Genomic DNA, 23,518 nt, shown 5'->3' on the forward strand with positions numbered 1-23,518 from the left:
GCTTAAATCAGCCAGGTATCCACGTTGGCAGGGGCACGCTGTTCCTGCAACGCTTTAAAGCCGATAACGCAGCGAATGATGATCCATGCAGCGAGTGCAAAAAAGAGCAAGAAGCCGACTAGAGCCAGCGTAAGCACCAGCGCAATGCAACCATACACACAGCCGATCCAGAACGTGCGGATCTGGTAGCGGTAATGCTCATCTAGCCAAGCAGGCCCTTTACCACGATATACATAGGCAATAATAACGCCGACAAACATGCTGAAACCGACTAAAAAGCTTGCCAGATAAAGGCCATAATTGACCATGGCCATGGTGGTGTCGGGTTTTTTGACGGGAGAGTCTTGATGTGTCTCGTTGTGTATTACTTCGCCTTCCAGAGACGTATCATTATCGCGCATGATTACTCCTGTTGCATGCTTTGAAACTAAGCATCCTGTGGATACCGTTCGAGCGCGTTATAATAGCGCGCATAGCAATGCTTATCATCGAAGCAGAAAAGTTTTTTTCTATCGGGGCGCCGGACGACAAATTTCCAGCAAGTTGCCATCGGGGTCACGCAAGTAAACAGACTCAATGGCGCCATTGGCGCCCTGGCGGGCGACAGGGCCAAGCTCAACTTCGATATCCAACGCTTCCAAGTGCTGTTGAAATTCATCCAGTGGCAGCTGGCAACGCAGGCACAGATCTAAGCTGCCTGGAGTTGGGGTGGCAGAAATCGGCTCGATATCGGTATCGGTTTGATGAAGCCGTAAGGCCGTGTCGCCCAGCATTAAATCCACCCGTTGTGCATCGCGATAACGTACATCCAGCCCCAAAACGCGTGAATAGAAATCAACCGCGCGACCCATGTCAGTCACAGTCACTACAAGATGGTCCAGACCTGAGAGCATGCCACTTTCCTTAAATGCAAAACCGAAAACCAGAGGATACGACGATGCGATGCTGTCCGCTATGTGGCGAAACGAAAGTCAGCTTATATCACCAGGATCACCGTCGTGATTATTACCAGTGTGCCACGTGTTCGCTGGTGTTTGTGCCGTCAGATCAGCATTTAAGCGCAGCGGATGAAAAAGCGGAATACGATAAGCATCAAAATTCACCCGAGGATACGGGGTATCGAGCGTTTCTCGGCCGATTGTTTACCCCGCTCCGCGCCAAATTGCCTCAAGGGGCTAAGGGTTTGGATTTTGGTGCGGGGCCGGGGCCAACGCTTTCGGTAATGTTCGAGGAAGTTGGCCATCCAATGGCCATTTTCGATATTTTCTACGCGCCCGATACATCAGTGTTGCAGCATGTCTATGACTTTATTACCGCCACAGAAGTGTTGGAGCATCTGGCGCTGCCCGGCCAAGTATTGGCGCAATTGGTTGGCCAGCTTACCCCCGGCGGTTATTTGGGGCTGATGACCAAGCGCGTTACCACACAAGCAGCCTTTTCACGCTGGCACTATATTAATGATCCTACCCATGTGTGCTTTTTTAGTGAAGCGACCTTTGAATGGTGGGCTGCAAAGCATCAGTTTACAGTCGAATTTCCTGCAAAGGATACGGTTATTCTGAGAAAACACTGATTACGGCAGTTAAGGTGTGAAAAAGCGTTGACTTTGTGCTATCCAAAGCAATAATTGCGCGCCCGTTTCTTGCCTGTCGTGGTGTGGGAGGCGATAACGGTCCTCTAGCAGCGTCTTTAGCAACTTGTTTGGCAAGGTGAGGTTTTCATGTCGCGGCAACTACTGGCCATGGCGCTAGCGCCCCTGTTAGGCCTGTTTATTCTAGGTATCGGCAATGGTTTTTTAGCGACCTTAATCACCGTACGCTTGGATGCCGCCGGGGAGTCCGCAACGGTTATCGGGATTGTCTCTTCGGCCTATTTTATTGGTCTGGCGCTGGGTGCCATGGTTAATGACCGTTTGCTGCTGCGCATTGGCCATATCCGTGCTTACGGTAGTTTTGCATCGCTGGTCGCCGTCACGGTGCTTCTGCAAGGTTTGTTCTTCGATCCCTGGGCATGGTTTGCGCTACGGTTGGTGGGCGGCTGGGCCACGGTAGGTGTTTATCTGGTTATTGAGAGCTGGTTGCTGACAGCGGGGGACCAGAAAGTTCGCGGCCGTTTGCTGGCGCTGTATATGATTTCGCTGTATGCCGCCGGTGTGGTGGGCCAGCTATTGCTGGGCGTGACCAATGCGATGGGGGTGACCGCACCCTTTATGGTGATTGGCCTGCTGGCTTCGCTCTCTGTGTTACCCATGGCCATGATCCCCCGCGTATCACCGATTATGGAGCATGCGGAACCATTGCCTCCGCATCGCCTGATTACGCTCACACCTACAGGCGTGATGGGCAGCTTAGGCTCAGGCATGGTGGTTGCTGCCGCGTATACGCTGCTGCCGCTATACTTGCAGCGCATCGGTATGAGTGTAAGCCAGGTGGGGCAGATGATGGCCGTGGTAATCATGGGCGCGATGCTGCTTCAATACCCGATTGGCCGCTGGTCGGATCGGCATGACCGGCAGATGGTGCTGATTGGTATTAGCGGTTTCTGCGTGCTGATCTCGGCAGCGATGCTCTGGCTGCCGCTCTCTACGCTAGTGCTGGGGGCGCTTCTGTTCCTGCTCGGTGGCGGAGTATTTGCGCTGTATCCGGTTGCGGTGAGCCACGCCGCCGATCGTGCGCCGGCAGGCGCGTTGGTGCGGATGAGTCAGGGACTGCTGTTGATCAACTCGATTGGTGCCACCATCAGCCCGTTGTTGATCTCACCGGTGATGACCGCCATGGGTGATGCGGGTCTGTTCTGGGCTTTCGGCTCGCTAAGCCTGTTCCTGGTGGCGTTCTTCTCCTGGCGTCGGCATGTACGCCCAGCGCCGCTGCCTGTTGCGCCGTTTACACCTACTACTCCCATGACGGCTGCAGGGGCTGAGCTGGTGGTAACCGAAGAGTTGCTGCAAGGGGCGCTTGAGCACGAGTATCTGGAAGATTTATCCGATGCCGTCTGGGATGTGGATGCCGTCGAGCCGGTCGTGGGGCCACCTGCAGAAGATGAGAGCCATATCACCTTCTACGACGATGTTGAACAATCGGCAGTGCGTAAATAATCAGGCATAAGAACGGGATGGGAGGCGGCTGATACCTTGGGCTAATGGTATCTGGGCGAGTATTACTACTATCCTAGGCATACTTTCAAACAATTGTTTAAGAAAGCTCTGTTTAATTTTCAGCCCGAGGTTTGCCATGAATGTCTATGCCGCGCCGATACGCGATTTGCGCTTTGTGCTTGAAGAGCTCTTGGCGCACCGTTCACTTAGCTTACCGGGCTTTGAGGATGCCTCGCCTGACTTGGTCGAGGCGGTGCTTGAGGAAGCGGCAAAACTGGCGGGTGACGTTTGGGGGCCGCTTAATACCATTGGCGACCGCCAGGGCGCTAAACGCCAGAGCGATGGCAGCGTAACAACGCCAGAGGGCTTTGCAGCCGCCTACCAGGCCTATGTAGAAGGGGGCTGGAACGGCATCGGCGTATCCGAGGCGTTAGGTGGTCAAAATCTGCCTGAAGTGGTGGCCAGTGCCGTACAGGAAATGCTGCATGGCGCCAATATGGCGCTAGGCCTTTGTCCCATGTTGACCGCGGGGGCTATTGAAGCGCTGGCGCATCACGGCAGTGATGCATTAAAGGCGGCCTACCTCCCTAAACTTGTTGAAGGTACCTGGACCGGTACCATGAACTTGACCGAACCCCAAGCGGGGTCGGATCTTTCCAAAGTACGCACCAAAGCGGTTCCCGAAGGCGATCACTATCGGTTAAACGGCCAGAAGATCTACATCACCTGGGGTGAACACGACGCCGCTGAAAATATCATCCACTTTGTGCTGGCGCGCAAACCCGATGCCCCTGAAGGCAATAAAGGCATTTCGCTGTTTCTGGTGCCTAAATTCCTGGTCAATGATGACGGCACTCTGGGTGAGCGCAACGACGTGATCTGTACCGCTATTGAGCACAAGCTGGGTATCCACGGCTCGCCCACCTGCTCGCTAAGTTTTGGTGAACAGGGTGGCGCGATAGGGTACTTGGTGGGTAAAGAAGGGCGCGGCCTGAACCATATGTTCACGATGATGAATGAGGCGCGCCACAAAGTCGGCATTCAGGGGATTGGTGTGGCTGAGCGTGCCTGTCAGCACGCGTTTGCCTATGCCCGCGAGCGCCAGCAGGGGCGCCTGCCCGCCGCGCGTGGTGGCCAGGAATGTACCATCAGCGAGCATCTGGATGTACGGCGCATGCTGCTTGCCATGCGTGCCCGCACTGATGCTCTGCGTGCCTTGGCACTTTACTGCGCCGCTCAACTGGATATCGCCCGCCATGCGCACAATCCAGCAGAGCGTCAAACGGCCCAGGCGCGTGTCGACATACTCATCCCAGTAGTGAAAAGCTTTTCGACCGATCAGGCGGTAGAGATCGCCTCGTTAGGTGTGCAGGTGCATGGCGGAATGGGGTATATCGAAGAAACGGGCGCCGCGCAGCTGCTGCGTGATGTACGTATCGCACCGATTTATGAAGGCACCAATGGTATCCAGGCGCTGGATCTAGCCGGGCGCAAGTTACAGCGCGACAACGGCGAAGCGTTTGCCAGCCTGTTAAAAGATGCGGCTGAAACCGTTGAGAAGCTTAACGCTGAACCGGCGCTTGGCCACCTGGGGCAGGCGTTAGCCGCCGGGCTTGAAGATTTAAGCGCCGCCCAGCAACAGGTACTTGAACAGGGTAAAGATCCTGACCGTGGGCCAGATGCTGTGCAAGGCTATGCAACGCCGTTTTTAAACCTGGTAGGTCACGTGCTGTGCGCCTGGCAGATGGGACAGGCAGCACTTAGCGCGCAGGCTGCGCTTAACAACGGCAGCGATGACCCTTTCTATACCGCCAAAATGCGCAGCGCCGAGTTTGCGATTATGCAGTGGCTTCCGATTGGGCGCGCCCAGCGGGCCGTGATCGAAGCGGGCATCCAGTGCTTGAGCGATTTTGAAGTAGATTAATACGCAGCCGCAGCCGCCGCCCTTGGGCGGCGGCTGTGTTTCTGGCGATGAAAACAAGCTATAAACCGGTTTAATACAACAAACGCTATTCAGGCGAACACGCTAGCGCAACGGGCAGACTTCGCCAATCAAGGAGCGCTGTATGTCTTCTATTTTCGAGCAGGATCTTCCCCAAACCGTCGCCAATCATGTACCGCTCTCGCCGCTGACGTTTATAGAGCGTACGGCGTCCATTTACCCCGACTATCCCGCTATCGTACATGGCCAGATCCGTCGCAACTGGGCTGAAACCTGGGCACGCTGTCGTCAGCTTGCATCAGCGCTTGAGCAGCGTGGACTTCAGCCAGGTCAGACGGTGGCCGCCATGCTGCCCAATATTCCTGCGATGTTTGAAGCGCACTTTGGCGTGCCTCTGGCGGGCTGTGTGCTCAATACCCTAAACATTCGTCTCGACGCTGAGGCGATCAGCTATATGCTGGCCCACGGCGAGGCCAAAGCCATTCTTGTGGACCCTGAATTTTCCGAGGTGGTTCAGGCAGCGGTCGCCATGCTTGAGCAGAAACCATTGATCATTGATGTTGCTGATATGGAGTTTCTGGGCGATCCCCAAGGCATTGGCGCAGTTGAGTATGAAGCTCTGCTCGCCGAAGGCGACCCCGACTACGCCTATCGGCTGCCGGATAATGAGTGGCAGGCTATCTCGCTTAACTACACCTCAGGCACTACCGGTAAGCCTAAAGGCGTGGTTTATCACCACCGCGGCGCCTACCTGAACGCTGTCAGCAACGTGATGGAGTGGGCGATGCCGCATCATCCCATCTACCTGTGGACACTGCCGATGTTTCACTGCAACGGCTGGTGTTTTCCCTGGACGATTGCCGCCAATGCCGGGGTCAATGTTTGCCTGCGTAAAGTCGAGCCTAAAAAGGTGATGCAGCTGATTGCCGATGAGCGCGTCAGCCACTTTAGCGGCGCACCGATTATTCTTAACGGCTTGGTTAACCTGCCCGCTGAAGATAAGCGCGAATTCGACCACCCGGTAAAAGTGACGACTGCGGGAGCCGCACCGCCAGCCTCGGTGATTGCGGGTATCGAGACATTGGGAATCGAAGTAACCCACGTGTATGGGTTAACCGAAGTGTATGGGCCGGTAACGGTATGCGCCTGGCGCGAGGCCTGGAACGAGCTACCCCTGGCTGAGCGCGCCACGATCAAATCGCGGCAAGGCGTGCGCTACCATATGCTGGAAGCGCTGTGTGTTGCCGATCCTGTCAGTCTGGAGCCCGTGCCCAAAGATGGTGAAACCATCGGCGAAATCATGATGCGCGGCAACAACGTGATGAAAGGTTATCTAAAAAATCCAAAGGCCACGCAGCAGGCGTTAGAGGGCGGTTGGTACCACACAGGTGACCTGGCCGTCTGGCATGCAGACGGCTATATCGAGATTAAGGACCGTTCCAAGGACATTATTATTTCGGGCGGTGAAAACATCTCCACTATCGAGGTGGAAAACGCCATCTACGCCCACCCGGCGGTAGAGGAAGCCGCCGTTGTCGCCAAGCCGGATGAGAAGTGGGGAGAGACGCCCTGTGCTTTTGTAAAATTGAAAATTGGCTATGGCGAGGTTAGTGAAGCGGACATTATTGCGCATTGCCGCGAGCGGTTAGCCGGCTTCAAGGTGCCCAAAACGGTAGTGTTCAGCGAGTTGCCCAAAACCTCGACGGGCAAGATACAAAAGTTTGTTCTGCGCGAAGAGGCAAAACAGCATTAAAGAAACGACGATACAAGAAGTGATTGCCTCCCAACCAAGCGTTAGCTAGGGTTGGAAGGCAGGCCAGTTAGCGCCGCCATAACAATGAAGGAGCCAATATGAGTGAAGCAGTGATTGAGAAGGTCGACAACGACGGCGTGGTACGTCTCACCATTAACCGCCCGAAGGCACTGAACGCCCTGAATAGCGAAGTGCTTGCCGCGTTGGAGTCCCATCTGGTTGAGCTTGAAGCCCAGTCCGATCTGCGCGCGGTACTGATTACCGGCGCGGGCGAGAAGTCCTTTGTTGCTGGTGCGGATATCACCGAAATGCGCGATAAAACGCCCGAGGAGGCCCGCGCGTTTGCAAGCCAGGCGCTGCGTACCATCAAACGTTTGGAAACCTTGCCAGTGCCGGTGGTCGCGCTGGTGAACGGGTTTTGCCTTGGCGGCGGCTGCGAACTGGCATTGGCCTGCGACTGGGCGGTAGCGAGCGACAACGCCGTATTTGGTCAGCCGGAAGTATTGCTGGGCGTGATCCCCGGTTTTGGCGGCACACAGCGCTTGCCGCGCCGTGTTGGCCCGGCGATGGCCATTGATCTGGTCACCACCGGGCGCAAGATCGACGCGCAGGAAGCACTGCGTATCGGTCTGGTGAACCGCGTCATGCCCCAGGCTGAGCTGGAAAGCTATGTCGAAGAATTTACTAAGCAGCTTAAAGGCAATGGTCGGCTATCGGTACGCGGCGCCAAGCAGGCCGTACACGACGGCATGGATCAGGAACTCGACAGCGCTCTGGCGCTCGAAACCAGCCTGTTTGCGTTCTGCTTCGCCGGTGAAGAGCAGAAAGAGGGCATGGCGGCCTTCGTCGAGAAGCGCAAACCCAACTTTTAAGCGCAGGCGTTAATCAATAGAAGCGGGCTCTTGGCCCGCTTCTTCTATTTTGTGCCCAGAAACGTTTTTGTAACCAGAAACGTTACGGCCAGAGTTCAATCAGCACCTTGCCGGAGATTTCAGAATCCTTGGCGATGGCAAAGGCGTTCTGGGCATCAGCGGCGGGCAGCACATGGGTGATGACATCATCAAAGCGGGCGTCGGCGGCCAGCAGCGCAATCGCGTCATCGATTTCATCATGAAAGCGGAAGCAGCCGCGTAGCTGAACTTCCTTGGCAATCAGCGGTGCCAGAGCAAGCGGCTGCGGGGTAGCGGGCATCATGCCAATCTGGGCAATAACGCCTGCACGGCGAACCGCCAGGATCGCGTCGTTGATGGAGGCCGGTACGCCAGTACACTCCAGCACCACGTCGAATGCTTCTTGGGGAACCTCATCTTCGCCGATGCGGTAGGTGCGCTGCACGCCAAGCGCGCGCGCCCGAGAAAGCGGGCCTTCCAGCACATCGGTAATGCTCACCTCTAAAGCGCCCTTGGCTAGCGCCGCTGCGGCTGCCAGCAGCCCGATGGGGCCTGCGCCGCAAACCAGCACCCGCTGCTTCTCGACACCGCCAGCCACTTCAATGCCGTGCAGGCCAACCGCCAGCGGTTCGGCCAGGGCGGCGCGCTTGAGCGGAAGAGAGGAAGGCAGAACCCGTACCATACCGGGGTCCACATCCAGATACTCACTCATGCCGCCTTGGGTATGCGGCCAGGTAGAGGCAGAGCCTAGGTAGGCGCCTTCCGGCCACAAGTGCGGCTTGCCCTCAATGCCTGGCTGGCTTTTGCCAAAAGTGGCGGGGTGGAGGGTAACCGGCGTTCCTGGGGCCAGTTTGCCGCTCGGGTCTTCCTCGACTAAGCCTGCCATCTCGTGGCCGGGGATAAGCGGTTCGCGCACCACGAAGGCCCCGTTGGCGCCCTCATGGTAGTAGTGAAGGTCCGAGCCGCAAATCCCGCCAAAGGCCATACGCAGCCGAACTTTTCCCGCTGCCAGCTCGGGAAGGGAGAGACTCTCTTCGCGCAGATCCTGCTTACCGTGAATAACTAATGCTTGCATGGCGTTTCATCCCAAAGGGCGGTTCTCGGAGGTTAAACCACCGAGGTCATGCCGCCATCAACAAAAATATTTTGTCCGGACACGAAGCTCGAAGCGTCCGAACACAGATAGACCAGCGTGCCCACCAGCTCGTCGAAATGTCCCCAGCGTTGTGCAGGAGTGCGTTTTTCAACCCACTGATTGAAGCTTGGGTCTTGCCATAACGCGGTGTTCATTTCGGTTTTGAAGTAGCCGGGTGAAATGCAGTTGACCTGAATGTTGAAGCGCGCCAAATCGGCAGCCATACCCTGTGTGAGTAGCACAACGCCGCCTTTGGTTGCTGAATAAGGGGCAATGGTTTCGCGGGCAAGCTTGGACTGTACCGAGCCGATGTTGATGACTTTACCTGAGCCACGTTTGCTCATGGCGGGAGTCAAGGCTCGGGATACGTAAAACAGGCTCGACAGATTAGTGGCGATAAGTGCATCCCAATCTTGTGTCGCGTATTCGTTGAACGGCGCTCGGCGTTGAAGCCCGGCATTATTGACCAAGATATCCGGAACGCCGAATTGATCGATAAGGGCTTCCACGGCTTGCTGGGTCGCTTGGGCATCAGTGACATCGAAGCTGACGGCTTCAACGCTGGCGCCTGTCTCCTGAGCGATGTTGCAGGCTTCCTCCTTCACGCGGTCTAGATCCCGGCCGTGCAAAATGACGCGAGTGCCTTGTGAAGCAAGCCCCCTGGCAAGTGCATTGCCCAAGCCCCTTGAGGACCCGGTTATTAGTGCTAGACGGTTGCTAATATCGAAAAGTGCTTTGGTCATCGTGTTCACCTAAAACAGCATGAAAATAATAGTGGCGAATATAAAGCCGACAACGGATTCCAGCGCTTGCTGAACTGTCCAGGTCTTTAGCGTCGTCTTGACATCCATACCTAAAAGGCGGCCAACCAGCCAGAACCCAGAGTCGTTGACATGCCCCGCAAAGACAGAGCCCGCTGCCGTTGCCAGGGTAATCGCGACTACCTGCATGGAGGTAAAATCACCGCCAATCACGGCGGGCGCCATGAGTCCGGCAGCGGTTACCAACGCCACGGTAGCCGAACCCTGAGCCAGGCGCATAATCACGGCAATCACGTAAGCTGCCAGAATGATCGGAAGACCAATATCGCTGAGGGAGTTAGATAAGGCGTCGCCAATGCCTGACGCCCGAAGCACGCCACCGAACATGCCGCCGGCGCCGGTAATCAGTACTACCGAGCAAATCGGGCCTAAGGAAGAGTCCAGAACTTTTTCCAACGCGCTGCCCCCGATACCCTGGCGACGACCTAGTACTAGCATGGCCACTAGCGTTGAAATAAGCAGCGCCACCGGCGTGTTACCGACCGCTGAGAGCAGCTGAAACCATAGCGCGTCGCTATCGACAACACCCATTGAGCGTAGGAAGTCTAAGCCGGTATTCATGAAGATCAGCACAAGCGGCAGCAACAGCATGCTGATAACCACGCTGACCGAAGGCGGGTTGGTAACGCTGTCATCGCTGACTTCACCGAACAGCGAGCCAGCGAGAGGGAAGGGGTAGCGCTTAGCGACGATTTTCCCCCACATATAGCCTGATATCCACCAGAGTGGAAACGCAATCACCACACCGGCAAGCAGTAGCAAACCCAAGTTCGCATTATAAAGTTCTGATGCGGTAACGGGGCCTGGGTGAGGCGGTAGAAATACGTGCATAACCGAGAACGCTGCAGCGGCGGGCATGGCGTAAAGCAGGACAGGGCCACCCAGACGGCGTGACACGGCAAAGATGATGGGGAGCATAACGATCAAGCCCGCATCAAAAAAGATTGGAAAACCCATCAACAGCGAGGTAATACCCAAGGCAAAAGGCGCGCGTTTCTCCCCGAATAGGTCGATCATTTTATCGGCAAGGGCTTTGGCGCCCCCCGATTGCTCCACCAGCTTGCCCAGCATGGCGCCTAGCCCAACCAATAGAGCAACCGCGCCTAGCGTTCCTCCAAAACTATTCACCATGGTCGGAACAATGGCGTTGACCGGAATCTGAGTGGCTAGCGCCGTCAGTAAACTCACTAGCATTAGCGCCAGAAAAGCATGCATCTTAAATCTGATGATCAATACTAAAAGGGCCAACACCGCTACGGCTGCAATGCCTAGCAGCGGTCCTGCGGACATCGTTTGAGTCCAACCATCCATGCGAGTGCTCCAATAAGTGAAAGTTTGTTACCGGTAATGTTATCGGTAACATCGTATAGATTGGCAGCTCCTTGGATACACGACCTTGGTTTAAGATGGCTACAAAAAAATGCCAAAATCGTAAAAAGCGGTCTACAGAACTTTAACTGGAGAGGGATATACTGTTTATTTCTAATTTCATTGAGTATTTGTTTTTACCAGTGGCGCATTTCTCGCTTGGTCTCTTTAAAATGAGGTATTCATGTTTGATCTCTATATCGCCAATAAAAACTACTCCTCATGGTCGCTGCGCCCCTGGGTGCTGATGAAGGCGCTCAATATCCCCTTTAAAGAGTACGTTATGCCATTTGAAGGAGGGACCGGCGTAAGCTACGCCACGTTTAAGCGCTTTTCGCCCTCAGCGCTAGTGCCCTGCTTGGTCGATAAAGAGCTCGCCGTGTGGGATTCGCTTGCCATTATTGAGTATGTGGCCGAGCAACACTCTAAGGTGTGGCCACAGGATGTCGCAGCACGCGCCTGGGCGCGCTCGGCCAGCGCCGAAATGCATAGCGGCTTTGCGACCTTGCGAAATGAATGCCCCATGAACTGCGGGGCACGCGTTGCGCTTGATGATTTATCGAGTGCTCTCAAGGCCGATATGGCGCGGCTGGATGAACAGTGGCAGCAGGGGCTTTCACGCTTTGGCGGGCCTTTTCTAGCCGGTAAAGACTTTACCGCGGTGGATGCCTTCTATGCGCCAGTCGTATTTCGCGTGCAAACATTTGGTTTGCCGCTGAGCGAAGCATCCCAAGTATACGTAAAACACATGCTGGCACAGCCAGCCATGCAGGCGTGGTACCAGGACGCACTTGAAGAGCGCTGGCGCGAGCCCAGCCATGAAGCAGATACGCTAAAGCAGGGTACGCTAACCGCCGATTATCGTAAGGCCTGCCCATAACCGGCGATGCATCAGGTAAACTAGGCTTTGTACGAAAACTGCTTGCGCTCGACCATACGGCGTTAAAAACCAGATCAAAATACTCATTTACACAAGTAAACTCCGTTTTTTCACTGATTTTTTCCTTGTCTGGTCTTCGCTCAGCTACTTTTCGCGCAAACCCTAGCGAATATTTACCGATGGAAAACCCCATGGCCCTTAGCGCAACGCCTTATAAAGTCGATATCAACCTCACCGATTTGGATCGTGGGGTATATGAAACGTTACGGTTTACCGTGGCGCGTCACCCTTCTGAAACAGAAGAGCGGATGAGCGCACGGCTAATTGCCTATGTACTTTGGTACAGCGAAGCGATCGCATTTGGGCGCGGCCTTTCCGATGTGGATGAGCCCGCCCTTTGGGAAAAAAGCCTGGATGGCCGAGTGCTCCACTGGATCGAAGTAGGTTTGCCGGATGCCGAGCGCTTGACGTGGTGCTCGCGCCGTGCTGAGCGGGTGTCGCTGCTCGCCTACGGGCGTATTGATGTGTGGGAGAACAAGGTATTACCTAGTGTGAGCAACCTTAAAAATGTTCACGTGGCTGCCTTGCCTCAAGAAGCGCTAGCGACCATTGCTCAAAACCTGCCCCGGGCGATCAATTGGGCCATCATGATTAGTGAAGGATCGTTGTTTATCACTGATGAAATAGGCCAGCATGAAATTACTCCCCAATGGCTTTTAGGCGACCGTTAAGCTTCATTCTCGGGCAAGTTCTACTACGCTTTTTATTAGCCTAGCTACTTACCAGTTCTACTAGGCTGTTAAGTAGTGCTACTACGCTATAAAAGCCAGGATTAAGAATTTTTAAGAAAAACGCGTTAAATGACGTTTGTTGAAGATAATTAACCTTGTTTGCTTGCTATCTTTTTGCACATTTACATACAATCAGCAATGTTTGTTGGCGCATTACTCTGCGTTAACACGGTTTGCCCCTCACTCAAGGAACGAGCAATGCACAAATTCTGTCTGCCTACCTGGCGCCTGCTTCCTCTTGTAGCAGCGATGAGCCTCTTGCCTGCTTTCGCTCATGCAGATAACAACGTCATTACTGTCAAGCATGAAAACGATGGTCTGGCGAGTAGTGATGATGGCCATTTTACCAGCGGTTTCGAAGCTAACTGGGCATTTAAGCCCAGCCCTGAGAGCTGGACCCAGCGTTTAGCCACCTCGCTACCTAATAGCTTGATAGGGCAGGCAGACACCGTGGCTTTTCGGCTGGTGCATCAAATCTATACGCCAGATGATATTAGGCGTTCCGAGCTGATTGAAGATGATCGCCCATATGCTGGCTTGGTGTATGGCGGCCTATCGCTTTATGAAGATATACCCATGGGGAGCTGGCAGCAGGCGACGGATCTGCATGTAGATATCGGTTTGGTTGGTCCCTCATCGCTTGCCGATAGCGTGCAGCGTGAAGTGCATCGTATTACTAATAGCGATCGACCCAACGGTTGGGACAACCAGCTAGGCGATGAGCCGCTGCTTAACGTAACCATGCGCCGCCAGTGGTGGCACAACGTTCCGCTGGCGGGTAAACGCTTTGCTCATGGTCCTAGCCTTAGCGTGGCGCTGGGTAACCTTAATACCTACGCAAGCGCGGGCTACAGCGTACGTTGGGGCGACGATGCCAGCGGTATCCCGACGCTGACGCCCAACCCAGGTAATCGTGGTCGAATGACAAGCACCACCGGCTGGCAGTGGTACTTATTTGCTAATGTTGAAGGCTACTATGTGGCACATAATCTAACCTTGGACGGCAATGTGTTCTCCAGCAGCCACTCGGTTGACAGTAAAGAGTGGGTAGGTGAAGCCTCGGCAGGGCTGGCGCTTGCCTGGGATCAGTGGCAGGTTACCTATGCGGCAGTAGAGCGCACGCGTGAGTTTGATGGCCAGGAAAGGCATGATAAATACGGTGCCGTCACGCTATCACGCAGCTTCTAACTGGCGTAAAACACCTCCGCTGGCAAAAAACGCTAAGTAGCTGAACCCAAGTGCAATGGGGGCGGAGTAAAATGCTTCCATGCGACTTGCTGGTTAAGGGCATTTTTTATGGCAACGGACAATAAACCCCATGGGTAATTCTTACCCTCATACCCCGGACGGGCGCTATTTTGTCGCCAAGAACCGCCTGTGGCGCTGTACTAATCCGCATTTGGATGAGCCTGAAAGACAGGCTCACGTCAATGAGCTTATGAAGGCTCGCCGTGCGGTAAAAACCGCCAAGCAGCAAGAAGATGACAAAGCGTTACGCCAGGCGCGCAATAACGTACAAGCGGCCAAAGAAGCGTTAGGCGAACGTGGGCCTGTCTGGTGGGACGATAACGCGCCCGACGAAACCGGGGTTGCTCCGCATAACAGCTCATATGCCGATTGGTGGCAAAGCCAGTCCGACTGAGTTCTTTAGGTCTTAGGTTTTCAACCTGGCGGATGCCGCTAATTGACGCTAGCTTATTAGGGGCACAAGACACTCAATGTTCGGCACATTCTTGATGTGCCCGCTAACAAGGATGTTATTAAGCCTATGTTTTTTAATGGTTGGGAAAACCTCTTTCGTACCTTGATTGTCGGTTTACTGGCTTACGCCGTATTAGTGATCTTTCTACGCCTTTCAGGCAATCGCACGCTTTCGAAAATGAATGCGTTTGATCTGATCGTGACCGTTGCATTGGGTTCAACGCTTGCGACCATTCTGCTTTCCAAGCAGGTGGCGCTGGCAGAAGGAGCGTTAGCGCTGGGGCTACTGATTTTTCTACAGTATGCGATTACATGGCTCAGTGTGCGCAAGCGATGGGTCAAAAAGCTGGTGACCGGTGAGCCTTTAATGCTGCTTTATCGCGGTGAGTTTCTTACCCAGGCACTACATAAAGCGCGAGTTACCCAAGACGAGGTGCGAGCAGCCATTCGCAGCAATGGGCTAAGTAGCGTTGCAGATGCACACGCGGTTATATTGGAAACCGACGGCTCATTAAGTGTGGTAAAGGAAAGCGACGAACACGATCACTCGAGCCTTAAAGATGTGCGCCACTCCTCACCGTAATCCATAAATTCTTAAGCGTTTACTTATAAACATTCCCGAGGCCTGCCAGCGGTGGTAATCTGCGCCGCTTAACGATTCCTAAGAACATCCGCTAAGGGCCTAACGTGACTATTAAAGCAAACTTGTCGATTTTCGACATCATTGGGCATCTGCTGCTGTGGCTGGTGCTGAGTATTCTTACCCTTGGGATCGCGCTGTTTTTCTTTCCCTACTCGTTTGCCCGTTTTGTGATTAATCGCACATCCGTTATTGATCAAAGCACGGGTACCGAGCGAAAAATGGTGTGTGATATCAATATTTTCAGCAATATTGGCCACATCATCTTGTGGATACTGATTTCGCTGGTGACCTTTGGGATTGGCTATATTTTTTATGTTTACCGGGTATGGAACTACGCGTTAAATAATTCCCGGGTGCAGTAGTATCTCCCCAATAAAAAACGGCCTCCAGGGCCGTTTTTTTATTGCTGCGTGATCTGATTTAGTTTTGGGCTGTGAAGCGGTACCTTATCGCTTAGAGCTTATCTTGGGTTTTAAGCTCAAAGTCACTGGCATCGTGGCGTTCATGTAGCTGCTCGCTGGGCTCTCCAAACGTGCGGTTCACCATGCGGCCACGCTGAACGGCAGGGCGTGCATCAAGCTCATCCGCCCAGCGGATGACATTCTGGTAGGTATGGGCTTCAAGAAATTCAGCCGCTTCGTATACGCGGTTTTTTACCAAGGCGCCATACCAGGGGTGAATCGCCATATCAGCGATAGTGTAGTCATCTCCCGCCATATAACGGTTATCGGCTAAGTGGCGGTCCAGCACGTCTAGCTGGCGTTTTACTTCCATGGTGTAACGATCAATGGGGTACTGGTATTTTTCCGGGGCGTAAGCGTAAAAATGGCCGAATCCGCCGCCTAGGATGGGGGCGCTACCCATTTGCCAGAATAACCAGGAAAGGCACTCGGTACGTTTGGCCGGGTCGCTGGGCAAGAACGCTGAAAATTTCTCAGCCAGGTAAAGCAGAATGGCGCCTGACTCGAAAACACGCTGGGGCGGGTTGGTGCTATGGTCCATCAGCGCAGGAATTTTTGAGTTGGGATTCACCTCGACAAACCCACTACCGAACTGGTCGCCGTCACCGATCTTGATCAAGTGCGCATCATACTCGGCGGCTTCAATGCCTTTCTCTAAAAGCTCCTCAAGCATGACGGTCACTTTAACGCCATTAGGGGTGGCCAATGAGTAGAGCTGCAGCGGGTGTTTGCCTACGGGTAAGGGCTTGTCGTGAGTCGGACCTGCAATGGGGCGGTTAATGTTGGCAAACTTGCCGCCATTGCCGGGTTCCCATTTCCAAACGCGCGGTGGGGTGTAAGGAGTATCGCTCATCATAGCCTCGCTGTGTTGTTTCGTGGGCAGTGCCAACATGGCAAAAAACGGTTACTTAAGCTGCTTTAGGTTCTTTCGATATTCTAGATACTTTAAATGCTCTAAGTACTTTAGATACGGTAGGTACTTTAGATACGGTAGGTACTTTAGATACGGTAGGTACTTTATGAGGGTAGTAAAAAGCTGGTACAAGGGGGGAGGGTTATTAGCCAGTTAATAAAATAATTCATGGTGATTCAAAAAGGAGACGAAAATGCAGGTTATTGGTGTGCTGGGCGGCATGAGCTGGGAATCAACGCAAAGCTATTATCGCGCGCTGAATGAAGGTGTAAAGCACGCGCTAGGCGGCTTTCACTCCGCCAAAATTGTGCTGGTCAGCGTCGATTTTGCCGAAATCGAAACCCTGCAGCAGCAAGGCGATTGGGATAAAGCAGGCGAGCTCCTGGCGAGTGCTGCGCAAAACATCGAACGTGCTGGCGCAGATTTTCTACTCTTAGCAACCAATACCATGCACAAGGTGGCACCGGCTATTGAAAAGGCTATCGGTATTCCGCTGCTGCATATCGCTGATGCGACTGCTGAACAGTTAATGCAAGATGGTATTACCCGCGTGGGGCTGTTGGGTACGCGCTTTACCATGGAGCAGGATTTTTACAAGGCTCGCTTGCAGGACGCATTCGGTATCGAAGTGGTTGTGCCTGATGATACCGAGCGCGAAGCGGTGCATCGGATTATTTTCGATGAACTGTGCCAGGGGAAAATCAATAGTGACTCGCGCGAGCGCTATCTCGAAATTATCGATAGTCTGCATCAGCAGGGCGCTCAGGCCGTCATTCTGGGGTGTACTGAAATCGCGCTACTGGTAGAGCAGGCGCATACTCATGTGCCGCTTTACGATACCACTGCGCTGCATGCAAGCAGGGCAGTGGCTCGTGCGCTTAAAGGTTAGCCCTATCAGAAGCTAACGTTGGAAAACTTAGGCAAGCGTCAGGGTGACGTCGATGTTGCCACGCGTTGCGTTGGAGTAAGGGCAAACGACATGGGCTTTGTCGACCAAATCCTGGGCAACGCTCTTTTCAAGGCCGGGAAGGCTGATAGTAAGCTCGACTTCAATGCCAAAACCTGTGGGAATAGCGCCGATACCCACGCTGCCTTCAATGGCAGTGTCTTGCGGAAGCTTTACTTTTTCCTGGCTGGCGACATGCTTTAGTGCACCTAAAAAGCAGGCGGAGTAGCCCGCAGCAAACAGCTGTTCCGGGTTAGTGCCTTCACCGCCTGCGCCGCCTAGCTCTTTCGGCGTGCTGAGTTTGACATCCAATGCGCCATCAGACGACTTGGCTTGGCCTTCACGGCCACCTGTGGCTTTGGCATGGGCGCGGTAGGCGACGGTTTCGATAGACATAGCAAGCTTCCTTTAATGTTGTTGATCAGAGTAACTGGGTTTAATTTAGTGCAGCTTTATTTTGCGCGCAAGATAAATTTCCATAAACTTTCTTAAAGTGCGAGAAGGGCTAGTCGATTTTTTGTAGGTTATCGCGTAGCTGTACCAAGTCTTCTTTTAGCTGTGTCAGGGTTTCTATTGATTTTTCACTGGCATTAACTATGCAGCTAGGAATATGACGCGCCTGTTCACGCAATTCACGCCCTTTATCGGTTAGAAATAGCTCCACGATGCGCTCATCCTGACGATTGCGTTGACGAATCAACAGCTGATCGCCTTCAAGACGCTTAAGCAGCGGCGTTAGCGAGCCTGGGTCGGTCAGCAGGCGCTTGCTCAATGTACCTACCGTTATGCCGTCTTGCTGCCATAACACCAGCATTGCCAAATATTGCGGATAAGTAAGCCCTAACTCCTTTAGAAGCGGTTTATAAATTTTTGTCATCGTTAATGAGGTGGAGTACAGCGCAAAACATAGCTGATGGTCTAATTCCAACTCACTGCAAGTTTCTAATCGACAGGGTTCTAACGCGGGCATATCGGCTCCGAGACGGGATGCGTTGGATTAATGTAGCGCGACCAGCCTTCGCTGACCAGACCTAGACGTTGGTCTTGAGTTGGTGGTTTTGTTTTGACATGGATAATTTGGCTCGCTAACCTGCATTTACTATGTTACCGGTAACACTAAAATCATCTGCGTATTATCCAACTATTCACGCGGCTATCTATAGGGGAGCATATACCTATAGGACACCATATAGATTATGGTTTTGTATATTTGCTGCACAGCGTTTAAACCCGGAGAGATAAACCAATGGACGCCGTTTCTCATCGTATTTTAGTCATGGGGGTCTCTGGCTGCGGAAAGTCACATATTGGCCAGCAGTTGGCGGCGGCTCTGAACGCCAAGTTCATTGATGGTGATGACTACCATCCGCCAGCAAATGTCGCCAAAATGGCCAGTGGAACGCCACTTGACGATGACGACCGCCAAGGCTGGCTTGAGACGCTGGCTGAGCTTTTTGCCGATCATCGCCAGCAAAATGTTAGCGTGGTGATTGCCTGCTCTGGATTGAAGTATCGCTACCGTGATTGCTTGCGCCAAGGGGATTCAGCGCTGCGCATTCTGTACTTGGAAGGCGACCAGACCCTGTTGCGTGAACGCTTGGAAACACGTGAGGGGCACTTCTTTAAAGGTGAGAATATGCTGGCCAGTCAGCTCGCCGATCTGGAACCACCGGGAGAAAGTGAAGCCGTCACTGTATCCATTGCGCTTTCACCGCCCGAGATCGTGAGTCGCTTTACCAGCGCGCTTAGTGCGACACTTAATCATTCATCCCGCACACCGTCACTTTAGAGGCTGGCATCCGTTTGAAGAAAAAGCGTCCCACATTACAGGATATTGCTGACAAGGTAGGGGCAACGAAAATGACGGTTAGCCGTTGCCTGCGAGCCCCTGATACGGTTTCGGAAAGCTTGCGTGAGCGTATTTTTAAGGCCGCCGAACAGGTGGGATATATCCCCAACCGGGCGCCGGACCTACTTTCGCGCGCCACCAGCCATTCGATAGGGGTGCTGGTGCCTTCGCTGACCAATCAGGTATTTGCCGATGTCATTGTAGGGATCGAGGCATTCACCGAACCGGCGGGCTATTACCTAATGCTCTCACACTATGGGTATAGTCCTACCCTTGAAGAGCGCAGTCTTGCCTCGTTGCTTTCCTATAACGTGGATGGCGTAATTCTTTCCGATCATGACCACACGCCGCGTAGCCTGCGTATGCTCGAAACGGCAGGTATCCCGGTTGTCGAAATCATGGATACACATCGCCAGCCGTTACAGCAGTCGGTGGGCTACGACAACGTCAAAGCCGCTTTTGATATGGTAAGCGCAATGATACGCCGTGGGCGCCGCCAGGTGGTTTATCTGGCGGTACGGCTAGATGAGCGAACGCAGCAGCGCGAACAGGGCTATCGCCAGGCGATGGAAGCACACGGCCTGATACCCACTACGCTACATAGTACTCAGCGCTCTTCCTATAGCGTCGGGGCGGCGCTTTTAGAACAAGTGGTGATTAACCATCCTGATACGGATGGTATCTTCTGTACCAACGATGATGTGGCGGTGGGGGCGTACTTTGAATGTCAGCGCCGCGGCATCGATGTCCCGGGGCAAATGGCCATTGCCGGTTTTCATGGCCACGATATAGGGCAGGCAATGACCCCTCGCCTGGCCAGCGTTATCACCCCCCGCCAGGCAATTGGTGAAGCCGCCGCCAAGGCGCTGCTCGCCAGAATTCAGGGCGAGCCATCGGCTGCCGATATCATCGATATGGGGTACACCATTGAAACCGGCGGTACGCTGTAGGTTCCTAGCGCAAGGCTAGCGGTCTGCGGGCTAAATGGCTAAAGTACGACGTTTCGCTTGCATCGAGGCTATCGTGAAAGTTACCCAGCTCAATATCTATCCGGTCAAGTCCTTAAAAGGCATCAGCGTTAACCAGAGCGAGCTACTTTCGAGCGGGCTTGCCTGGGATCGTCGTTGGATGCTGGTCGACGCTCAGCAGCGTTTTGTGACTCAGCGCCAGCTGCCTCTTTTGGCCACGGTAGAAGTAGCATTAAACGCCGATGCTCTGGTGCTTTCACATCCCAATGTTGACCCGCTTTCAATTCCGCTTGAAGAGCCGAGCGGCAACCTGCGCATCGTCAAGGTGTGGGACGACCATTGTAAAGCCTGGCCAGAAAGTGAAGAGGCCTCCCGCTGGTTGGAAGTCGCTCTGGGTGAGTCCGGGAAAGGTCTGAGCTTGGTCCGATTTGCCACCCAGTTTAAGCGCCTGGTAGAAGCGGATTTTCTAGACGGTGGCGAAGCCGACACGCATTTTGCCGATGGCTACCCGTTCCTGATTACGTCAACGGGCTCTTTGAACGCGCTTAATAGTGCTCTGAACAAGAACGGCAGCCAGCCAGTACCCATGAATCGCTTTCGTCCCAATATCGTCGTGGAAACCGATGAGGCGTGGGCGGAAGACCGCTGGCAATCGCTACAGGAATCCACCGGTGCATTCGCGTTAACACTGCGTAAGCCGTGTAAGCGTTGCAAGATCACCACGGTGGATCAGCAAACCGCCCACATCCCTGATCCCGCCGAGCCCCTTAAAACATTAATTACGCTCAAGACCCAGCCAACATTAAAAGGCGGGTATTTTGGTCAAAACGCGACGTTAAGTGCTGGCGACGGACAGCTTATTCGTGTGGGGGATGAGGTGACGGCGACACACCGCGCGGTTTAAAGCGTAGCAGTTGGGTGGCGACCGCCGTGCCCAGCAGGGTAATGATCATGCCCGCCATAACCTGCAGGCTAAGCGTTTCATCAAGTAGCCAGTAGCCCCATAGCAGCGCACTGATCGGTACTAAAAACGTAACGGTTGACGTAGCCGTTGCACCTGCGCTGGCTAACAGGCCGAAGTAGAGCAGGAATGCCAGCGCTGTGCTGAGTACGGCAAGCGCCAGCGCATTGCTCCAGGCAAGCGTGCTGATCGGCTGGTCAGGCCAAAGCAGAATGCCGGGAATCAAAAGTACCAATGCCGACATGGCGCTGCTGCCCGCGGCCAGAACCCGGGGCGGCAAATGACTCAAGCGCGTTTTTGAGTAGTTGCCCGCAATGCCGTAGCAAAACGTTGCACCAATTACCGCCAGAATAAACCAGCCGTCACCGCCTATTCCGAAATCCAGACGGTTGGCGGAAAGAACGTAGACTCCAATCAACGCAAGCGCCAGCCCTAGATACTGTTGGCGTTGAACCGGCGTTGCAAAAAACAGCGCGCCTAGCAGGGCGGTAAAAATGGGTGTGGTGGCATTCAGTAATGAAGTGAAACCTGCTTCCAGGCGCATGGTCGCCAGGGCTAAAAGTGAAAAGGGTAGAACATGATTCACTATGCCCAGCAATAACAAAGGCCCTTTGTGCTGCCAGATTAACCGCAGGTAGTGCATGCTCAGCAGTAAAGGTATCAGCAATAGCGCGCCAACGCCCATGCGGACCAGTATCAAAGGAATAGCGCCAAACTCCGGCGATGCGACGCGCATGAAAATAAATGACAGCCCCCAAAGCGACGAGAGCACTGCCAGGCGTAGCGCATCAGCTGATGACATGGCGAATCCTTATAATGAGTAAAGGCTTGGCGTTCCCTTGCGGCCGCCATGAGTCGTTAACAAACCGTGCGGACTGTCCGGCCCTGAGGTTATGGCAACGTTAGCCTGACAGCTCAGCATAAGGGGGTTCACGCGGCGGGGGAAGTGGCTTAAGGTATTGGGTTCGGCAGTGCGCCAAAAATCAGCTACGCTAAACAGGGTTGCCAGTTCGCTTTAGGCGAATGGCGCTTTTACCCGGCTGGTCAGGTAGTGGTTAGCCGGGGCTATCGTTATTTATGCACAAGGAGTTTTTCATGGATCGTAAAGCTAGCGCACGTTGGGAAGGTGGACTGAAGGATGGCAAAGGCACCGTTTCAACCGAAAGTGGCGTTCTCAATGCTAACTACTCCTTCAAAAAGCGTTTTGAAGATGAAAAAGGCACCAATCCGGAAGAGCTGATTGGAGCCGCTCATGCCAGCTGTTTTTCAATGGCGCTTTCCATGATTCTTGGCGATCAGGGATATACAGCAAACGCTATTGAAACCAGCGCGAGCGTTACCCTAAAGCAAGATTCTGAGGGCTTTAGCATTTCTAAAATTCATTTGGATGTCGTTGCTGATATCGACGGCGCCGATGAGGCAAGCTTTAAAGAAGCGGCAGAGAAAGCGAAAGCAAACTGCCCCGTGTCAAAAGTATTAAATGCTGACATTAGCATGACGGCCAAATTAAAAGGCTAATGCTTTTATATCAAAACGCCCTTCTTTAAAGAGGGGCGTTTTTATGTGCGCTATTATTTTACATCTATCAATGGCTAGCTTTATTCATAGATGTAAAAAAGATATAAAGATTAGATGTAAAAAAACCAATAGACATAAAAAAGCCCCGGCATATGCCGGGGCTTTTATGAACTAACAATAACTAATTAGTTATTGTCGGCTTCGAGATTATCGCCTGCATCGCGATCAAACTCTTCAGCCTCTTCAAGAGCTTCTTGTGATGCATTTACGCGAATTTCATATTCGTCGTTATCAGCATTTTGTGTCAGTTCGAGTGAATCCCACTCAATGGCCACATCTTTTTCACCCATACCAAGGAAGCCGCCAACAGCTACAATTACAGCTTCAATCTGGCCATCTTCATTGATAATGAGATCGTTGATGGTGCCGATGTTTTCATCGTCTTCGACGCTACTTTGAACATCGTTACCCGTGAGAGAGTCTGAATAAAAAGTGCCTGCCGGCGCGGTGGTCATGTAAGTCGCTTCAGCAGTTGAAGTGGCAGTAGCGGTATTTTCTTCAGCGCTCGCGGTACCAGCTGCCAGCATGAAGGCCGGAACCATTAGGGTACCAATAAAAGCGGATTTGATCATTTTCATTACTCTTGCTCCTTGCACTTGTATGAAGGCGTAACGTTTCTACGTTGGTGCCTCAATCAATTAATAGCGGCTGATAGTTCATGAATGACACTGGCCTAAACCAATGTGATGCTTCTTTGCGACTGATCATTTTGTGATTAGTCATCACTCCCTGAAGCTTACATTCTTACGTAACATCCTTATTACGTTTTTAGCCAACTATTACTCCTAAAATAAAATTGCGAATCGCTACGGGGATAGTTATCG

At 53.3% G+C, this 23,518-nt stretch carries 26 protein-coding genes; 16 read left to right on the forward strand and 10 right to left on the reverse strand.

The window, feature by feature from the left end:
- Nucleotides 1-2: 2 nt before the first annotated feature.
- Together INT33_RS05470 and INT33_RS05475 are read right to left on the reverse strand one after the other, a co-directional pair.
- Nucleotides 3-401: a DUF4870 family protein gene (locus INT33_RS05470; protein ID WP_192538322.1), complete on the reverse strand. Its 399-nt coding sequence runs from the start codon at nucleotides 399-401 to the stop codon at nucleotides 3-5.
- A 108-nt stretch (nucleotides 402-509) separates the two neighbouring features.
- Nucleotides 510-893 carry a VOC family protein gene (locus tag INT33_RS05475; RefSeq protein ID WP_192538321.1) on the reverse strand — a complete coding sequence of 128 codons (384 nt, stop codon included), beginning with the start codon at nucleotides 891-893 and terminating at the stop codon, nucleotides 510-512.
- A 44-nt stretch (nucleotides 894-937) separates the two neighbouring features.
- Here INT33_RS05475 and INT33_RS05480 point away from each other — a divergent pair, with 44 nt between their 5' ends.
- From INT33_RS05480 to INT33_RS05500, 5 genes are all read left to right on the forward strand, one after another.
- A complete protein-coding gene (locus tag INT33_RS05480) occupies nucleotides 938-1,573 on the forward strand; it encodes a class I SAM-dependent methyltransferase (RefSeq protein WP_192538320.1) in 636 nt (211 codons plus the stop codon).
- Nucleotides 1,574-1,720: 147 nt separating this feature from the next.
- On the forward strand, nucleotides 1,721-3,094 hold the full coding sequence (locus INT33_RS05485) for an MFS transporter (RefSeq protein WP_192538319.1): 1,374 nt from the start codon (nucleotides 1,721-1,723) through the stop codon (nucleotides 3,092-3,094).
- A gap of 136 nt (nucleotides 3,095-3,230) precedes the next feature.
- Nucleotides 3,231-5,018, forward strand: coding sequence for an acyl-CoA dehydrogenase (locus tag INT33_RS05490; RefSeq protein WP_192538318.1), 1,788 nt, complete (start codon nucleotides 3,231-3,233; stop codon nucleotides 5,016-5,018).
- A 142-nt stretch (nucleotides 5,019-5,160) separates the two neighbouring features.
- A complete protein-coding gene (locus INT33_RS05495; RefSeq protein WP_192538317.1) occupies nucleotides 5,161-6,789 on the forward strand; it encodes an acyl-CoA synthetase in 1,629 nt (542 codons plus the stop codon).
- A 98-nt stretch (nucleotides 6,790-6,887) separates the two neighbouring features.
- Complete coding sequence (locus INT33_RS05500) at nucleotides 6,888-7,661, forward strand: enoyl-CoA hydratase-related protein (protein ID WP_192538315.1); 774 nt, start codon at nucleotides 6,888-6,890, stop codon at nucleotides 7,659-7,661.
- Between the two features lie 82 nt (nucleotides 7,662-7,743).
- On the opposite strand, the gene INT33_RS05505 is transcribed toward INT33_RS05500, so the two are convergent.
- Genes INT33_RS05505 through INT33_RS05515 form a run of 3 tightly spaced genes read right to left on the reverse strand, consistent with a single transcriptional unit; the run spans nucleotide 7,744 to nucleotide 10,946 of the window.
- On the reverse strand, nucleotides 7,744-8,754 hold the full coding sequence (locus tag INT33_RS05505; protein WP_192538314.1) for a zinc-binding dehydrogenase: 1,011 nt from the start codon (nucleotides 8,752-8,754) through the stop codon (nucleotides 7,744-7,746).
- 32 nt (nucleotides 8,755-8,786) lie between these two features.
- The gene (locus INT33_RS05510) at nucleotides 8,787-9,557 is read right to left on the reverse strand and encodes an SDR family oxidoreductase (protein WP_192538313.1); all 771 of its coding nucleotides are present in this window, start codon (nucleotides 9,555-9,557) and stop codon (nucleotides 8,787-8,789) included.
- A gap of 9 nt (nucleotides 9,558-9,566) precedes the next feature.
- Entirely contained in the window at nucleotides 9,567-10,946 is a 1,380-nt protein-coding gene (locus INT33_RS05515; protein WP_192538312.1) for a GntP family permease, read from the reverse strand.
- Between the two features lie 241 nt (nucleotides 10,947-11,187).
- On the opposite strand from INT33_RS05515, the gene INT33_RS05520 reads away from it, so the two are divergent.
- The 6 genes from INT33_RS05520 to INT33_RS05545 all read left to right on the forward strand — a co-directional run bounded on the left by INT33_RS05520 (nucleotide 11,188) and on the right by INT33_RS05545 (nucleotide 15,380).
- Nucleotides 11,188-11,883 (forward strand): glutathione S-transferase family protein, encoded by a 696-nt coding sequence (locus INT33_RS05520; protein ID WP_192538311.1) that lies wholly within the window; start codon nucleotides 11,188-11,190, stop codon nucleotides 11,881-11,883.
- A gap of 191 nt (nucleotides 11,884-12,074) precedes the next feature.
- The gene (locus tag INT33_RS05525; protein WP_192538309.1) at nucleotides 12,075-12,614 is read left to right on the forward strand and encodes a YaeQ family protein; all 540 of its coding nucleotides are present in this window, start codon (nucleotides 12,075-12,077) and stop codon (nucleotides 12,612-12,614) included.
- Between the two features lie 258 nt (nucleotides 12,615-12,872).
- Nucleotides 12,873-13,862: a lipid A deacylase LpxR family protein gene (locus tag INT33_RS05530; protein ID WP_192538308.1), complete on the forward strand. Its 990-nt coding sequence runs from the start codon at nucleotides 12,873-12,875 to the stop codon at nucleotides 13,860-13,862.
- Nucleotides 13,863-13,992: 130 nt separating this feature from the next.
- The gene (locus INT33_RS05535) at nucleotides 13,993-14,316 is read left to right on the forward strand and encodes a hypothetical protein (protein ID WP_192538307.1); all 324 of its coding nucleotides are present in this window, start codon (nucleotides 13,993-13,995) and stop codon (nucleotides 14,314-14,316) included.
- Nucleotides 14,317-14,442: 126 nt separating this feature from the next.
- Nucleotides 14,443-14,958: a DUF421 domain-containing protein gene (locus INT33_RS05540; RefSeq protein WP_192538306.1), complete on the forward strand. Its 516-nt coding sequence runs from the start codon at nucleotides 14,443-14,445 to the stop codon at nucleotides 14,956-14,958.
- A 104-nt stretch (nucleotides 14,959-15,062) separates the two neighbouring features.
- Nucleotides 15,063-15,380, forward strand: coding sequence for a DUF6693 family protein (locus INT33_RS05545; RefSeq protein ID WP_192538305.1), 318 nt, complete (start codon nucleotides 15,063-15,065; stop codon nucleotides 15,378-15,380).
- A gap of 91 nt (nucleotides 15,381-15,471) precedes the next feature.
- On the opposite strand, the gene yghU is transcribed toward INT33_RS05545, so the two are convergent.
- Nucleotides 15,472-16,332 (reverse strand): glutathione-dependent disulfide-bond oxidoreductase, encoded by an 861-nt coding sequence (gene yghU / locus INT33_RS05550; protein WP_193091330.1) that lies wholly within the window; start codon nucleotides 16,330-16,332, stop codon nucleotides 15,472-15,474.
- Nucleotides 16,333-16,585: 253 nt separating this feature from the next.
- On the opposite strand from yghU, the gene INT33_RS05555 reads away from it, so the two are divergent.
- On the forward strand, nucleotides 16,586-17,281 hold the full coding sequence (locus INT33_RS05555) for an aspartate/glutamate racemase family protein (protein ID WP_193091331.1): 696 nt from the start codon (nucleotides 16,586-16,588) through the stop codon (nucleotides 17,279-17,281).
- A 27-nt stretch (nucleotides 17,282-17,308) separates the two neighbouring features.
- On the opposite strand, the gene INT33_RS05560 is transcribed toward INT33_RS05555, so the two are convergent.
- Together INT33_RS05560 and INT33_RS05565 are read right to left on the reverse strand one after the other, a co-directional pair.
- Nucleotides 17,309-17,734, reverse strand: a complete 426-nt coding sequence (locus INT33_RS05560; RefSeq protein WP_018918720.1) for an organic hydroperoxide resistance protein — start codon at nucleotides 17,732-17,734, stop codon at nucleotides 17,309-17,311.
- Nucleotides 17,735-17,843: 109 nt separating this feature from the next.
- On the reverse strand, nucleotides 17,844-18,308 hold the full coding sequence (locus tag INT33_RS05565; RefSeq protein WP_192538302.1) for a MarR family winged helix-turn-helix transcriptional regulator: 465 nt from the start codon (nucleotides 18,306-18,308) through the stop codon (nucleotides 17,844-17,846).
- 276 nt (nucleotides 18,309-18,584) lie between these two features.
- On the opposite strand from INT33_RS05565, the gene INT33_RS05570 reads away from it, so the two are divergent.
- From INT33_RS05570 to INT33_RS05580, 3 genes are all read left to right on the forward strand, one after another.
- Nucleotides 18,585-19,127 carry a gluconokinase gene (locus tag INT33_RS05570; protein WP_192538301.1) on the forward strand — a complete coding sequence of 181 codons (543 nt, stop codon included), beginning with the start codon at nucleotides 18,585-18,587 and terminating at the stop codon, nucleotides 19,125-19,127.
- A gap of 14 nt (nucleotides 19,128-19,141) precedes the next feature.
- Nucleotides 19,142-20,137, forward strand: coding sequence for a gluconate operon transcriptional repressor GntR (gene gntR / locus INT33_RS05575; RefSeq protein WP_193091332.1), 996 nt, complete (start codon nucleotides 19,142-19,144; stop codon nucleotides 20,135-20,137).
- A 73-nt stretch (nucleotides 20,138-20,210) separates the two neighbouring features.
- Nucleotides 20,211-21,059: an MOSC domain-containing protein gene (locus INT33_RS05580; protein ID WP_193091333.1), complete on the forward strand. Its 849-nt coding sequence runs from the start codon at nucleotides 20,211-20,213 to the stop codon at nucleotides 21,057-21,059.
- Here the strand turns inward: INT33_RS05580 and INT33_RS05585 are convergent.
- A complete protein-coding gene (locus tag INT33_RS05585; protein WP_193091334.1) occupies nucleotides 21,013-21,918 on the reverse strand; it encodes a DMT family transporter in 906 nt (301 codons plus the stop codon). The two genes, INT33_RS05580 and INT33_RS05585, sit on opposite strands and share 47 nt — an antisense overlap.
- 293 nt (nucleotides 21,919-22,211) lie before the next feature.
- Between INT33_RS05585 and INT33_RS05590 the strand changes: the two genes are divergently transcribed.
- Nucleotides 22,212-22,634 (forward strand): OsmC family protein, encoded by a 423-nt coding sequence (locus tag INT33_RS05590; protein WP_018918714.1) that lies wholly within the window; start codon nucleotides 22,212-22,214, stop codon nucleotides 22,632-22,634.
- A gap of 185 nt (nucleotides 22,635-22,819) precedes the next feature.
- On the opposite strand, the gene INT33_RS05595 is transcribed toward INT33_RS05590, so the two are convergent.
- Complete coding sequence (locus INT33_RS05595; protein ID WP_193091335.1) at nucleotides 22,820-23,272, reverse strand: PRC-barrel domain-containing protein; 453 nt, start codon at nucleotides 23,270-23,272, stop codon at nucleotides 22,820-22,822.
- Nucleotides 23,273-23,518 lie beyond the last annotated feature (246 nt).

The sequence above is a fragment of the Halomonas colorata genome, assembly GCF_014897985.1.
Taxonomy (GTDB): Bacteria; Pseudomonadota; Gammaproteobacteria; order Pseudomonadales; family Halomonadaceae; genus Vreelandella; species Vreelandella colorata.